This is a genomic window from Micromonospora sp. NPDC005172 (genome assembly GCF_040608555.1).
Lineage (GTDB): Bacteria > Actinomycetota > Actinomycetes > Mycobacteriales > Micromonosporaceae > Micromonospora.
This window is the reverse complement of the sequence record NZ_JBEXIL010000008.1, coordinates 165,036-178,312: the sequence shown is the minus strand read 5'-3', so window position 1 is coordinate 178,312 and position 13,277 is coordinate 165,036. Positions and strand designations below refer to the sequence as shown.

The following is a 13,277-nucleotide window of genomic DNA, read 5'->3' as shown; positions in this document are numbered from 1 at the left end:
CGGGGTGCGGGGTGCGGGGTGCGGGGTGCGGGGTGCGGGGTGCGGGGTGCGGGGTGCGGGGTGCGGGGTGCGGGGTGCGGGATGGGGTGGGGTGGGGTGGTTAGGGCGTTAGTGGGAGGGCGGCGGAGTGGAACTGGCGGGCGTCGTCGGTGATGACCGCGTAGGTGTGGTCGGTCAGCCGGTCCAGCCAGCCGATCCCCGCCGTCCCCATGGCCAGGGCGGCGGTGGCGTAGGCGTCGGCGACGCCCAGGTCGCTGCCGACCACCGTCACCGAGCGCAGCCCGCTGGCCGGCGCGCCCCGACGAGGGTCCAGCACGTGCCGTCCCCGCTCGTAGACGCCGGAGGTGGCCACCGCCAGGTCGGTGCCGGCGAGCACCAGGCAGGTCGCCATCTCGTCGAAGGGGTGCCGGATGCCGATGCGCCACGGCTCCCCCGTCGGCGAGAAGCCCCGTGCGCGGACGTCCCCGCCGGCGTTGACGTAGTGGTTCGCCGCGCCGGCGGCGAGGAGCCGGTCCGAGGCGACCTGGGCCGCCCAGCCCTTCACGAACCCGGACGGGTCGAGCCCGCCGGTGGCGTACGCGTCGAAGAACCCGTCGGTGACGCCCCACAGGTCGGCGCAGGCCTCCAGGACGAAGCGCAGGTCGGCCGACGCCTCGGAGAGCAGCACCTCGCCCCGGTCGAACCGGCACACCTCGCTCTCCGCCCGGTACGTGGTGAACCGGTCGTCTACCTCGTGCATCCAGGCGACGACGTCGTCGGCCAGCTCACGCAGGCGCGCGGAGGGCAGGTCGTCGGCGAGGTCCACGGTGATCGTCGTACCCATGATCTGTTCGACCCGGCACAGTCCGGGACGCGTCGTCGCCGCCGACACCTCAGAACGCCTGCTCGATGGCGGCTCGCAGCGACGTCTTGTACGCGTTGCTGGTCGCGGTGGCACCGGAGACGGTGTTGAGGTTGGCGCTCTGCTTCTTGACCACCTCACCACCGCTGCCGTTGTAGGCGCTGCTGACGTCACCGCTGTGGATGTCGGACTCGCCGCCGCTGGGCAGCGACAGCGTCACCGCGTCGACGATCTTGTTGCCGGAGACCACGATCTGCACCTGCACGTACCCGTAGTCGGCGGCGGTGTCCACGGTCGGCCCGGTGATCCGGCGGGTGGTGGGCTGCTGCGGGGCCTTGGTGGTCTTCGGCGCGGTCGGTGTCTTCGCGGTGGTCTTCGTGCCGGACGGCCGGGCGGTCGTCCGGCCGGGCTTCGGCGACGCGGGCGCGTCGGCGGTCGCCGACGGCGTCGGCGGCCCGTCCGCCGGGTCGCCACCGGGGGCGTCCGGGGCGACGCTCGGGTCGGCGGCCGGTCCGCTGGGGTTGACCGGCTGCGCCGACGGCAGGTTCTGGGCGACCTGGGTGGTGCCCGGCGAGCCCTTGAACACCACCAGGGCGGTGGTGGTGGCGGCCAGACCGGTGATCGCGAGCAACGCGCGACGCATGCGATGCCTTCCTACAGTTCGAAGGTTGCCAGGTGGATCTGCCGGCGGGGCACACCGGCGCCGCGCAGCGCGCGCACCGACAGCTCGACGAGCCCGGACGGCCCGCAGAGGTAGACGTCGCGCCGGGCGACGTCGGGCACCAGTTGACGCAGCCCGTCGGGGCTCATGAGCTGGCGGGGGCCGGGGTCGTCGCGGGAGCCGATGACGTACCAGATCGACGCGTCGCGTTCCTGGGCCAGCCAGTCCAGCTCCCGGCTGAGCAGCACGTCGGCCGGGGTGCGGGCCCGGTAGATCAGGGCGGCGCCCGGTGGCAGTTCCTCCAGCATGGCCCGGATGGGCGTGATGCCGCTGCCGCCGGCGATCAGCAGCGCGCGTTCGCGCAGCCGGTGTGCGGCGGTGAAGGTCCCCGACGGGCCCTGGGCGAACACCCGGGTCCCCGGTTCGAGGTCGCGCAGGTCGGCGGTGTGGCGACCGACGACCTTGACGGTGAGCCGCAGCCAACGGCCGTTCGCGGCGGCCGAGACGGAGAACGGATGCGACTGCCACCAGGAGCCGGGGGTGAGGAAGCGCCAGCGGAAGTACTGCCCGCCGAGCATGGCGAGTCGGCCCAGCCGCTCACCCGTGAGGTAGATGGAGATGGTGTCCGGGCTCTCCGCGACCACGTCGGCGACGCGCAGCCGGTAGCGCAGGTTGAACGCCAGCGGCGTGATCACCCGACCCCAGAGCACCGCGGCGACAACCAGCAGGTAGAGCGCGATCCAGCCGGTGCGTACCGGGCCCGGCTTGTAGAGCTGCGCGCCGTGGGTGAACTGGTGCCCGTAGCCGAGCAGCAGCACCAGGTAGCTCGACCGGTGCAGCAGGTGCCACAGTTCGTAGGGCAGCGCCCGACGGATGGCCCGGATGCTGCTGAACCCGATAACGATCATGATGCCCGCGGCGACGAACGCCGAGAGCATGTCCTCGTAGTCGCCGAGCAGCGTGCCCACCTCGGCGAGCACCGAGTGGTTGCGCAGGTCGGCGTACCCGACGACGATCAGCGACAGGTGCGCCAGCACGGCGACCAGCAGCGTCGCGCCGATGTCGCGGTGCCAGCGGCCGATCTGCTCGCCGCCGATCCACCGCTCCAGCACCGGCAGGCGACTCATCATCAGCACCTGCACGAGCAGCAGGTAGCCGGCGATCAGGCCGGTGATCCGGCCGGCCGCGGTGAGGGTCGCCGCGCTGCTGCGCAGCGATCCGGCCGGGGTGCCCAGCCACCACGGCAGCACGCTGGCCAGCAGCCCGATCACCAGCAGCGCGGCGAGCAGCCGTCGGCCGCCGGGTCCGCGCCGCTCCGGGACCTGCGGGGGTACGGGAGCAGCCGACCGGCCGCCGTGCCGGGACGAGGTCCCGGTGCGGCGGCCGGCGGCGTGGGTGTGCGAATGCGTCACGCGTACAGCTTCATCGGGGCGAACTTCATGCGCGGGAACACCTTCTGCACCTCGGCGTTGGTGAGCCCGAAGCGACCCTGCGCCAGGGAACCGTAGACATTGAACATGTTGTTGTATTCCGGCACGTCGCCGGAGTCCAACTTGCTGAGGCCGTTCCACGTGCCGAGCAGCGACCCGGCCAGCTTCTTGCCGGACAGGACGGTGACCACGCCGCCGTGGCCGTGGTCGGTGCCGCCGGTGTTCGAGCCGACCCGGCGGCCGAACTCGCTGGACACCATGACGGTGACGTCGGCGGCCTGCGGACCGAGGTCGGTGAAGAACGCCGCCATCGCGCTGGCCAGCTCGTTCAGCCGGCGGTGCAGCTGACCACCGCTCTGGGTGCCCTGGTTCTCGTGGGTGTCGTAGCCGCCCATGCCGACGGTGGCGACCCGGACGTTCGCACCACCCTTGATGAGCTGCGCGAGCTGCTGGAACGCGTTGCCGATGCCCTCGTACTTGACGCCCGTGGCGGGCTGGTACGGCTTGGCGGCGAGCTTCTGCGCGGTGGCGAGCGCGCCCATGCCCTCCTGCACGGCCTCCTCGACCGGGTGGTTGATCCCGGTGAAGAGTCCCTTGATCGCCTTCTCGGTGGCGGCGCGGAACTTGTCGTCGCCGTTGAGGCGCAGCGAGCCGACGCTGTTCAGCGAGAGCGCGCCGTTGTTGCCGACCAGCGAGCGCGGCAGGGTGCTGCCGATGCCGACGCTGCGGAACGCGGTGCCCTTGCCCAGGTTGTCGACCAGGCCGTCGAGCCAGCCCCGGCCGCCCGTCTCGTTGGGCAGCCCACCCAGGTTGCAGGCGTCGGCGGCCTGGAAGTGGCTGCGGGACAGCCGCTCGTCGGAGACCGCAGGGATGAAGCCCAACTGACCGGCCTTCAGGAAGCTCTCCAGCGGCTTGAACGCGCTGGTCAGCTTGAAGCCGCGGCTCAGGGCCAGCGAGTCGTTGCCGAGCAGCAGGTCGGGCCGGGCCTTGGCGAGCACCGCGTCGCCGTCCGGCGCGACGAGGCTCAGCCCGTCGAGGCCGCCGTACAGGAAGACGTGGATCAGCGTGCCGGTCTTGGTCGCCGCGAACGACGCCGAGGTGGTGACGAACTGGGCGGTGGCCAGGGCGGTGGCGGTGGCCGCGGCACCGGCGACGAAGGTCCGTCGGGTGACGCCGCGCCCGTCCTGCTGGGCCTCCTCCAGGTCCTCCAGCCGGCGGTAGCGGTCGGCCTCGGCCGCGTTCTCGGCGGCCACGAGGTCGGCCTCCGCGCGCAGCAGCGCCTCGGCCGGGTTGTCGGCCAGCCGTCGCACGTCGGGGCATTCGGGGTGCAGGGGGAAAGAGTTGTACACAGTCTTCTCCATCGGGTGCCTCACCGGAGGTGGTGCTGGGGGGAAGCGAGGATCGCCCGCGCGACGGCGGTGATGGCCCCGTTGAACGTGGCGTCGACCTTGGCGGTCGCCGACACACCGGCCACGCCGAGGATGAGGTTCTTCTCCCGGGTGCTCAGCTTCTGGCCCACGAGCCGCAGGGACAGCGCGTCCACGTACGCCCCGGCGGTCGCCGGCGGCTTGACCAGCTTCTCCGGCGCGGTGTACGTGAAGACGGTGCGGTAGCCCGCCACGATCTCGCCGGCCTCGTTCCAGCCGTTGACCATCGTGCCGGCCGAGGTCCACGCGATGTAGACGTCGGGGTAGCCATCCGGGGTGGGCTGACCCATCGGGTACTGGCCCAGCTCGCGCAGCTTGTCGTGGATCTGCCGCAGGCCCCGGGCGAACGGGGTGCGCTTGTTGTCGCCGTTGTCGTTCTTGGCCGACGCCTCGGGCGAGACGCCCAGGGTGCGGTACGTGGCGACCAGGTACTCCATCGGGCGGCGCACCTTCTGGCCCACCGCCGCCCAGAACTCGGACGAGCTGAACAGCGTCATCAGCACCGGCTTGATCATGCCGTTGTTGCTGCTGTACGTCTTGGCCAGCCGGTCCACGAGGGACTTCGGCGGGGTGTCCGAGACGAACCGGGTCGCCAGGCTCTGCGCCACGTACTTCGCGGTCGAGGGGTGCAGCGCGATGTAGGTGATGTACTTGTCGATCGCCGCGTCGACGGCGGCGATCTCCTTGGCCGTCGGGTTGTTGATGTCCTTGATGCTGAACGTGTTGGGGTGGGTGAAGCCGAGGATCTTCACCTTGCCCATGTAGTGCTGGTTGACGCGCAGGACGTACTGGCCCTTGTCGTCGACGCCACGGCCGGTCTGGAGCATGGCGGCCTGCCGGACGTCACCCTCCTTGTAGCCGCCGTCGACCCCGACCGAGTACAGCTCGAGGTTCTCGCGGGCGAGGTTCTCGTTGATGGCGTCCTTGCGGGAGTCCTTCTGGTTCAGGTAGATCAGCAGCGCGGGGTGCTTGTTCGCCGCGACCAGCATCTCCGGGTAGCTGCCGAGCGCGTGCTTGCGCACGACGTCCTTGTCGAACGAGGTCCGGTAGACCTCCCCGCCGTCGAAGTCGGCGGCGACGTGCAGGTAGTCGTTCCAGAAGTCGACCATCACCTCGAAGAGCTGACGCTTCGACCAGATCTGCCGGGCCAGGGTCGCGTCGACGACCTCCCGCTCCGGCTGGGCGCCCTGGTCGTTGAGCTTGTCCCGCTGGTCGCGCAACTGCTGCACGGAGAGCGTCTGGGTGGGCAGCTCGGCGAGCTTCAGCTCGGCCTTGCTCGGCTCGATCTTGTCCGGGGCGAGCTGCCCCCGGAGCCACGCGTCGATGCCCTGCTGCTTGATGTCGGCGACCACGGCGGGCGTCGCCCCGAAGGTGGCCCGCCGGGCGAGGTGCAGGATCGGGTCCTTGGCGAGCACGGTCTTGACGGTCACCGTGGTCGCCGCGGCGGCCGCCGCCGGGCCGGAGAAGGTACGACCACCGGCGGGCGCGTTCTTCTTCAGCGCCTCACCGGCGCGCGAGCCCATGTAGCTCTCGTTCTGCTCGGTGTAGGTACGCACCGTGCTGGGCTGCTGGCCGCTGGGTCGCGCCGCGGTCCCGTCGGTCACCGTGCTGCCGGTCGCGTCCGCCGACGCCTCGTCACCGAAGAGGTCGCGGAACTGCGGGGTCATGGCGAGCGCCGCGCCACCGGCCACGACGGCGGCGGTGCCACCGAGGGCCGCCATGGCCTTGCGCCGGCCGACCTTGCGACCCGGCTGGTCGTCGTCGTCCAGAGTGGGCAGACCGGCGCCGGCCGGGCCGGACGGGGCGGGACGGCCGAGGCCCTCCGGGCCGACCCACTGCGGCCCACGCGGGGCGGGAGCGGGCTGGGCGTCGTACGCGTACCCGTCGGCGTACTGCTCGCGCGGGTCGCCCTGCGCCGGGTAGCCGCCCTGGTAGGGGTGGGGCGAGTCGTATCCGTACGACCCGGACGCGGTGGGGTCGCCGTACGTGTCCGAGGTGTGGTGCTGGCGTCCGTCCCAGCCGCGGTCGTCCCGCGGTCGACGTGGTGGCACATTCTGGTCGGCCATGTACCAATCCCGATTTCTGATGAGCGCCGGAAGCTGCGACCGAGCGGGTGCGGCAGGTGCGGCGACTGTTGCCTGAGGGGGTTGCTACGGCAAGGTAACCAAGCGCTCAGGTGCCTTCAAGGCGGGCCGAACACGCCCGTGACGGCACTTAAGACAGCCCTCACCACGGCATTCGTGGCCGGCGGGCCGTTCGGTCCGGGCTCCGACCTTCCCAGCAGGGCGGACGCGCGGCAGCCGGGTACGGATCGGACCGCGCCGCCGTACGCGTCACGATCTTCGCTGTTCACCACCACAGGCAAACTTAAGGTTCGGATAAGCCGGACGTGAGGTTGCCTCACCTAGGAAAAGTAGGAGGAGCGAGCGAGCGTGAGCCGCCGCCGCAGCGGGTATGCCGCCGAACCGCTGAACGCGTGAGGGGAAGGCAGCGCCATGCTCAGCAAAGAGGATCAGCGCAGGTTCGACCAGATCACCCGTCAGCTCCGGGAGAGCGACCCGGCATTCTTCGCCCGACTCGACCATCGGGTCCGGGCCCGTCGGGGCCGATATCTGATGTTGTTGACCATCGTGCTGTGGGCGTCGCTGCCGGCGATGGCCGTGTTCGCCGGGCGGCTGGCCGGCGCGATCTGCGCGGTGGTGCTGGTGGCCAACGCGGCGATCATGTGGCGGTTCCGCCGCCGCTGGACGTGACGGTTCACCCCGGTCCGAAGGCACGGTACGCGCGACGCAGCCGTTCCAGTAGGCCGGGCCCGCCGATGGCCGGTGCCGGCGGACCGAGCTGGCGCAGCAGGAGATCCGGCCCGGTCGCCAGTCGGGGTGGCCGGTCGGGCAACGGCACGGGTGACGCCCAGAAGCGGTCCACCGCCTCCGCGACACCGGTGGCGGCCAGCCCGGCGAGCGCCCGGGACGCGCCGGCCGCTGGCAGGACGTCGACCGCCGAGGGGCGTATGTCCACGATGGAGATCTGCGTGGGCGATGTAGGCGTGCCGGCCGCCTCGGCTCGGCGGGCGCGTAGCCGGCCGAGCAGGTCGGCGCGGGATCGGCCACGCCAGTGCAGCAGCTCGAACGGGTCCGCGTCGAACGCCTCGGCGAGCAGGTAGAACGTGGCCGCGAGGTGTTTGCACGGCACGGCGAAGTCGGGGCAGTTGCAGCGCTGGGTCAGCTCGTCGACGCCGGCTGGGAACAGCGGAGCGCCCGCCGCCGCGAACAGCTCCTCCAGCTCGTCGGGAAGGTCCCCGGCGAGCAGGCGGGCGCTGAAGAACGCCTGCCCGGCCAGCTCGTCCTCGATGCGGGACCAGAGCGCCTCCGGGAACACCTCCAGCGCGATGGAGACCTCGTACGGCCGCGGTCGGGAGCCCTGCACCTGGGCGGTGACCCGACCGGGTGCGACGTCGAGCCGGAGGACCTGACCGGCCCGCGCGTACGACCGGCCGCGGGTCAGCCGGGTACCGAGGGCGAACGACTCCAGCACCTCCAGGAACCGCCGGGACCACCAGGACCGCCCGATGGCACCCCGGGTGCTGCGTGCCTTCAGCCCTCCGTCGACCTTGCGGGGGCGACCGTAGTCGGCGAACCGGTCGCTCACTCCACCACCGCCCCGGCCTCCAGGGCGAACAGGTCCCGGAGCTGACCGGTGGACAGCTCGGTGATCCACTGTTCGCCGGTGCCGACGACCCGCTCGGCGAGGCTGCGCTTGTCGGCGATCAGCGCGGCCACCTTCTCCTCGACCGTGCCCGCGCAGACGAACTTGCGGACCTGCACCCGTCGCCGCTGCCCGATCCGGAACGCCCGGTCGGTGGCCTGGTCCTCCACCGCCGGGTTCCACCACCTGTCGACGTGCACCACATGGTTGGCGGCGGTCAGGGTGAGGCCGGTGCCGCCGGCCTTGAGGGACAGCACGAACAGCGGCGGCCCCTCGGCGGACTGGAAGCGCTGCACCATGGCGTCCCGCTCGGCCTTGCCGAGCCCACCGTGCAGGAACAGCACCTCCCGGCCGAAGCGCGCGGACAGGTGCCCGCGCAACATCGCGCCGAACTCCGCGTACTGGGTGAACAGCAGCGCCCGCTCCCCCGCCGCCAGGACCTCCTCCAGGATCTCGGTGAGCCGGGCCAGCTTGCCCGAGCGTCCGTCCAGCGGGGAGCCGTCGCGCAGCAGTTGGGCCGGGTGGTTGCAGACCTGTTTGAGCCGGGTCATGGTGGCCAGCACCAGTCCGCGGCGCTCGATGCCGTCGCTGGTCTCGATCCGGGCGAGCATGTCGTCGACCACCACCCGGTAGAGGGCCGCCTGCTCGGCCGTGAGGTTGCAGACCACCTCCATCTCCAACTTCTCCGGCAGGTCCGAGATGATCGACGAGTCGGTCTTGAGCCGGCGCAGCACGAACGGGCCGGTGATCCGGCGCAGCCGCTCGGCGGCCTCCGCGTCGCCGTGCCGCTCGATCGGCTCGGCGAACCGCTTGCGGAACGTCGCGGCCGGGCCGAGCAGCCCCGGATTGGCGAACTGCATGATCGACCAGAGGTCGGCGAGGCGGTTCTCCACCGGCGTACCCGTCACCGCCACCCGCTGCCGGGCCGGCAGCGCGCGGACCGCCTCGGCCTGCCGGGTGGAGGCGTTCTTGATCGCCTGCGCCTCGTCCACCACCACCCGGTGCCAGTCGATGCCGGCCAGGTCGACGGCGTCCCGGGCAGCCACCGAGTAGGTGGTGAGGACCACGTCCGCGCCGTGCGCGGCCGTCGTGAACTCCGCCCCCCGCGCCCGCTCCGCCCCATGGTGTACGTGCACCCGCAGCCCCGGCGTGAACTTCGCCGCCTCCCGTTGCCAGTTGCCCACCAGCGACATCGGACAGACGAGCAGCGTCGGCCCGGTGTCCGGCGGATCTCCGGCGAGCAGCGCGAGCAGCTGCACGGTCTTGCCCAGCCCCATGTCGTCGGCCAGTACGCCGCCGAGCCCCAGCGACCGCAGGAAGGCCAGCCAGGCCAACCCCCGCCGCTGGTACGGCCGCAGCGTCCCGGCGAAGCCCGGCGGCGGGTCGAGCGGGGTGAGCCGGTGCTCGACCGCCCCGGCGAGCAGGTCGCCCAACGCCCCGTCGGCGCTCACCTCCAGCACCGGGAGCGCACCGGTGTCGTCGCCGTCGGTGAGCCCCAGGCGCAGCAGGTCGGCGACGGTCAGCTCGCCGGCCGAGCGGAGCAGGCGCAGACCGGCGGCGAGCCGCCCCGGGTCCAGCTCCACCCACCGGCCACGCAGCCGTACCAGTGGGGTCTTCAGCTCGGCCAACGCCGCCAACTCCTCGGCCGACAGTGGCTGGTCGCCGAGCGCGATCTCCCAGCGGTAGTCGACGAGCGCGTCCAACCCGACACCGGCCTCGGTGCCGGCCACCGTGCCGGGCGCGGTACGGCTGCGGGCGCGCAGCCGAGCGCCGAGCCGCGCCGACGGGCGCTGCCACCAGGAGGGCAGCAGCACTCCGAAGCCGGCCGCGTGCAGCACCGGGGCGCCCTCGCTGAGGAACCGGTGCGCGCCCTCGACGTCCAACTCCATCGCCTCGGGCGCGGCGGTGCGCAGCGCGGTGTCCAGGTCGGGCCAGAGTCGGCTGGCCCGACCCAGCTCGGCGAGCAGGGTCTCCTGCGGGCTACCGGTACGGCCGGCGGGACCATCGAGCGTTAGCGCCCGCCAGACCTCGGCGGCGTCGACGTGCAGGCCCGGCTCGTCGGCGGCCTGCAACCCGAACTCCAACCGCCACCGCGCGCCACCCTCGGCCAGTTCAGGGCCGTCCCTGCGGACGAACGGAGGCGACACGTCGCCCGGCATTGGACGAGTGGCCAGGATCGGTTCGGTGACCTCGTCGGGGGCCGGCTCGACCAGCCGGAAACTGGCCCGCACGGCCCCACCGGCCGCGTCACGCTGCCAGTCGTCCAGCTCGCTACGCAGGAGATCCAGCGCCGCCCGGTCGAGGGTGAAGTCGCGGCGGGGCCCGGCCAGCGCGGCCAGCCAGGCCGGCGCGGGTCCACCCGGACGCAGTCCCCGGGCCAGGGTGGTGCTCGAGAGGGCGGCCCGCGCGGCGGCGTCGGTGAGCGCGTCGAGCGCGTCCGCCACGAGCGCGGCGACGGTCAGCTCACCGTCGGCGGCATCGTCAACCGCTCGGGCAACCACCGCTCCGGCGGCGGCCTCGGCAGCGGCGACCGCCGGCGGCTTGGCGGCAGGGGCCAGCGGCGCAGGCGCAGGAGCGACCGCGGCGGCGGAGGCCTGCGGTGTGGCGGCAGGGGGCGCAGGAGCGACCGCAGCGGCGCGGGCGGCCGGCGGCAGGGCCAACGCCAGCGAGCGCGCCCAGGCGGCGTCGGTGCCGGTGAGCAGCGGACGCCACACCGCCCGCGCCACTATCTGGCCCCGCTCGTCGACGGAGCGGGCCACGCCGGCACCAGCCCGATCGACACCGGCCGGGACGGCAGCGGCCGGGGCGGCAGCGACCAAGGCGGCGGCGGCCGGGTCGGCAGCGGCCGGGTCGGCCCGATCGACACCGGCCGGGGCGGCACCAGCTGGGTCGGCGGCGGTCAGGGCGTTCGTGTCGGTCGGCGCGTGGACGCCCGGCAGGACGCGGCCCCGGGCCACCAGGTCGGCGGCGAAGTCGGCCAGTTCGGCGAGGTGCCGCAGGGTCGCCCCGGGCACCACCGGGAGTTCGTCCAGGGAGCGGAGCAGGGGCAGGGCGTCGTCTGGGGCGTACACCAGGGTGGGCACCCGCCACGCGGCGAGGGTGAGCCGACCGCGGGCCGGCGGTGCGACGGTGGTCCGGATCAGCTCGGGCGAGTCGGTCGGCGCGCCCGCCCGGGTGGGCAGGGTGAGCAGCGCGGTGGCCGGGCGAGCTGGCTCGGCGGCGTCGGCGAGGGCCGCGACCAGGTTGGCGTGCCCGGCGGCGAAGGGGTGCGGGCGCTCCCGGGGCGCCCGGCCGGAGCGCGCGACGGGCACCGGCGCGGTGCTGTCCTCGCCCCACACGGCGAGCCCGGAGCCGGGCAGCCACAGCCCGTGGATGACCAGCACGTACTCCCCCTCGTCGCCGCCCCGGCCCAGGATAGGCGGCCCCGCGCGACAAGCCCGCGCCGATCTTGCGGTTTCTGTCGTCGACCTGCGTGGTAATGCCCGTTACGTCGGGACAGAAAGTGCAAGATCGACGAGTCGAGGGTTACCGCCAGGCTCAGAGCGCGCCCGGCGAGTGTCGTCGCGGAGGGCACCAGCCGGCGGGCCGCCTCGGCGTCGGACAGGCCGCGCAGCTTGCGCAGCACGACACCACGAAACGACTCCAGGATGGCGCGCTCGTCGCCGACGCGGGCGCGCACGGGTCCGAGCGTTGGATCGATGGTCTGCTCGGTCACGTCGCCGACCCTAGCCGCGGCGAACCCTCGCGCTGCCCCCATCCCGCTGCGAGCCGGCTGCACGGCGGGCAGGATGGGCGCATGGCTTCCTCCGTGCAGATTCCCCTCGTCGGCGGCACGGCGGACGGGCAGACCGTCACTGTCGAACTGGACACCAACGGCCGCCCGCCGCTCACCCACCACCACCTCGGACCCGGTGGACTGGCCGAGGCGCAGATCTACGAGTTGGAGTCCGCCCGCGAGGAGGCCCGCGAGTGGCTCTACCGGTGGACCGGCCCGGCGGTGTGACCGCGGGTCAGGCGCGGGTGAGGGTCCGGTTGCGCAGCCGGTCCAACACGCCGCGGGTGACCTCGGAGGTGCCGCGGGCCTGCTCGCAGACCTCGGCGACCCGGCGGGCCGTGGCCTCGGCGCGCTCCGCACGTTCGTCCCAGAGGCGGTCGACCTCGGCCAGCAGCGGCCCCTCCACCTCCCGTTCCACACCGCGCAGCGCCGGTACGCCGAGCCGTTGGGCCAGGTCGAAGACCTTTCCGGCGTACGGCAGCGGCAGGAACGGCGTACCCACCATCGCCGCGAAGATCAGGAAGTGCAGGCGCATGCCGACGGCGAGGTCGAAGTGGCGCATCAGCCCGAGCACCTGCTCCGGCGAGTAGGTGCCGTGCAGGATTCGCCCCCGCTCGGCGGCGACCATGTGCGACAGCACCCCGTGCGCGTGCCGGATGTCGTCGCGTTCCATCGGCACGAACAGGACGTACGCGTCGATGCGGTGCACCAGGAAGTCACCGATCTGGGCGAGCAGCCGGTGGTAGCCGTCGACGTCGAGGCGTTCCGCGGCCCGTCCCGGCTCCCGCACGCTGATCCCGACCAGCCTCTTGCCGGCCGGCACCCCCTCCTCGCTGAGCAGGTGCGCCGGGAAGTCGGCCGGCTCCAGGAGGAACGCCGGGTCGGCGGTGACCGTGATCGGGTTGAGCAGTCCGGCTTCCTCCAGGACCATCCGGGACTCCTGGTCCCGGACGGTCACCTGGGTCGCGCCGGCGAGGGTCTCGCGGACCATGCCCGTGTCGACCGCGTCGCTGAGCGGCCCGACCCCCACCGCGTAGGTGATGAGGGGCAGGCCGCGTTCCTGGGCGACCCGGACGACCCGCAGGTAGCGGCGGGCCTCCCGGTCGTAGAGGATGCCGCCGCCGCCCAGGATGAGCAGGTCGAGCTGAGCCAGCACCAACGCCGAGTCGGTGCGGCTGACGCCCTCCCACGGCACCGCCTCCACGTCCGGGTGGGCGGCCCGGGTGTGTTCCGGGTGGCGGGAGAAGACGATGATCCGGGCGTTCGGTTCCTGCGTGCGTAGATCGGTGAGCAGGCCGGTGAGGATCGCCTCGTCGCCGAGGTTCCGGCCGCCGTACGAGCCGAGCACACCGATGGTCAGTCCGGCGCCGTGCGTCATCCGTCGCTCCTCCCCAGGTGCGGTCCGCGCGGGTTTCCCGCTGGGCAGGTGAACAGTCCC

10 protein-coding genes and 1 pseudogene are annotated in these 13,277 nt (G+C 72.9%); 2 read left to right on the top strand and 9 right to left on the bottom strand.

Annotated elements, in window-relative coordinates:
* Nucleotides 1-100: 100 nt before the first annotated feature.
* Genes ABZV06_RS08305 through ABZV06_RS08285 form a run of 5 tightly spaced genes read right to left on the bottom strand, consistent with a single transcriptional unit; the run spans nucleotide 101 to nucleotide 6,425 of the window.
* The gene (locus ABZV06_RS08305) at nucleotides 101-823 is read right to left on the bottom strand and encodes an FAD:protein FMN transferase (protein WP_355241350.1); all 723 of its coding nucleotides are present in this window, start codon (nucleotides 821-823) and stop codon (nucleotides 101-103) included.
* Nucleotides 824-872: 49 nt separating this feature from the next.
* Nucleotides 873-1,484 (bottom strand): FMN-binding protein, encoded by a 612-nt coding sequence (locus tag ABZV06_RS08300; RefSeq protein ID WP_355241347.1) that lies wholly within the window; start codon nucleotides 1,482-1,484, stop codon nucleotides 873-875.
* Between the two features lie 11 nt (nucleotides 1,485-1,495).
* Nucleotides 1,496-2,914 (bottom strand): ferric reductase-like transmembrane domain-containing protein, encoded by a 1,419-nt coding sequence (locus tag ABZV06_RS08295; protein ID WP_355619707.1) that lies wholly within the window; start codon nucleotides 2,912-2,914, stop codon nucleotides 1,496-1,498.
* Complete coding sequence (locus ABZV06_RS08290; RefSeq protein ID WP_355241341.1) at nucleotides 2,911-4,293, bottom strand: DUF1501 domain-containing protein; 1,383 nt, start codon at nucleotides 4,291-4,293, stop codon at nucleotides 2,911-2,913. The genes ABZV06_RS08295 and ABZV06_RS08290 overlap by 4 nt, the downstream gene beginning before the upstream one ends.
* 8 nt (nucleotides 4,294-4,301) lie before the next feature.
* Entirely contained in the window at nucleotides 4,302-6,425 is a 2,124-nt protein-coding gene (locus tag ABZV06_RS08285) for a DUF1800 family protein (protein ID WP_355619704.1), read from the bottom strand.
* 429 nt (nucleotides 6,426-6,854) lie between these two features.
* Here ABZV06_RS08285 and ABZV06_RS08280 point away from each other — a divergent pair, with 429 nt between their 5' ends.
* Complete coding sequence (locus ABZV06_RS08280) at nucleotides 6,855-7,112, top strand: DUF3040 domain-containing protein (protein ID WP_234586377.1); 258 nt, start codon at nucleotides 6,855-6,857, stop codon at nucleotides 7,110-7,112.
* A 4-nt stretch (nucleotides 7,113-7,116) separates the two neighbouring features.
* Here ABZV06_RS08280 and ABZV06_RS08275 read toward each other — a convergent pair whose 3' ends face one another.
* The 3 genes and pseudogenes from ABZV06_RS08275 to ABZV06_RS08265 all read right to left on the bottom strand — a co-directional run.
* A complete protein-coding gene (locus tag ABZV06_RS08275) occupies nucleotides 7,117-8,007 on the bottom strand; it encodes an SWIM zinc finger family protein (RefSeq protein ID WP_355241335.1) in 891 nt (296 codons plus the stop codon).
* The gene (locus ABZV06_RS08270; RefSeq protein WP_355619702.1) at nucleotides 8,004-11,447 is read right to left on the bottom strand and encodes a DEAD/DEAH box helicase; all 3,444 of its coding nucleotides are present in this window, start codon (nucleotides 11,445-11,447) and stop codon (nucleotides 8,004-8,006) included. Before ABZV06_RS08270 ends, ABZV06_RS08275 begins: the two co-directional genes overlap by 4 nt.
* 164 nt (nucleotides 11,448-11,611) lie before the next feature.
* Nucleotides 11,612-11,743, bottom strand: a pseudogene (locus tag ABZV06_RS08265) (DUF664 domain-containing protein); the annotation flags it as partial.
* 117 nt (nucleotides 11,744-11,860) lie between these two features.
* On the opposite strand from ABZV06_RS08265, the gene ABZV06_RS08260 reads away from it, so the two are divergent.
* Entirely contained in the window at nucleotides 11,861-12,067 is a 207-nt protein-coding gene (locus ABZV06_RS08260; protein ID WP_355241329.1) for a hypothetical protein, read from the top strand.
* 7 nt (nucleotides 12,068-12,074) lie between these two features.
* On the opposite strand, the gene ABZV06_RS08255 is transcribed toward ABZV06_RS08260, so the two are convergent.
* A complete protein-coding gene (locus ABZV06_RS08255; RefSeq protein WP_355241326.1) occupies nucleotides 12,075-13,217 on the bottom strand; it encodes a polysaccharide pyruvyl transferase family protein in 1,143 nt (380 codons plus the stop codon).
* Nucleotides 13,218-13,277: the final 60 nt, after the last annotated feature.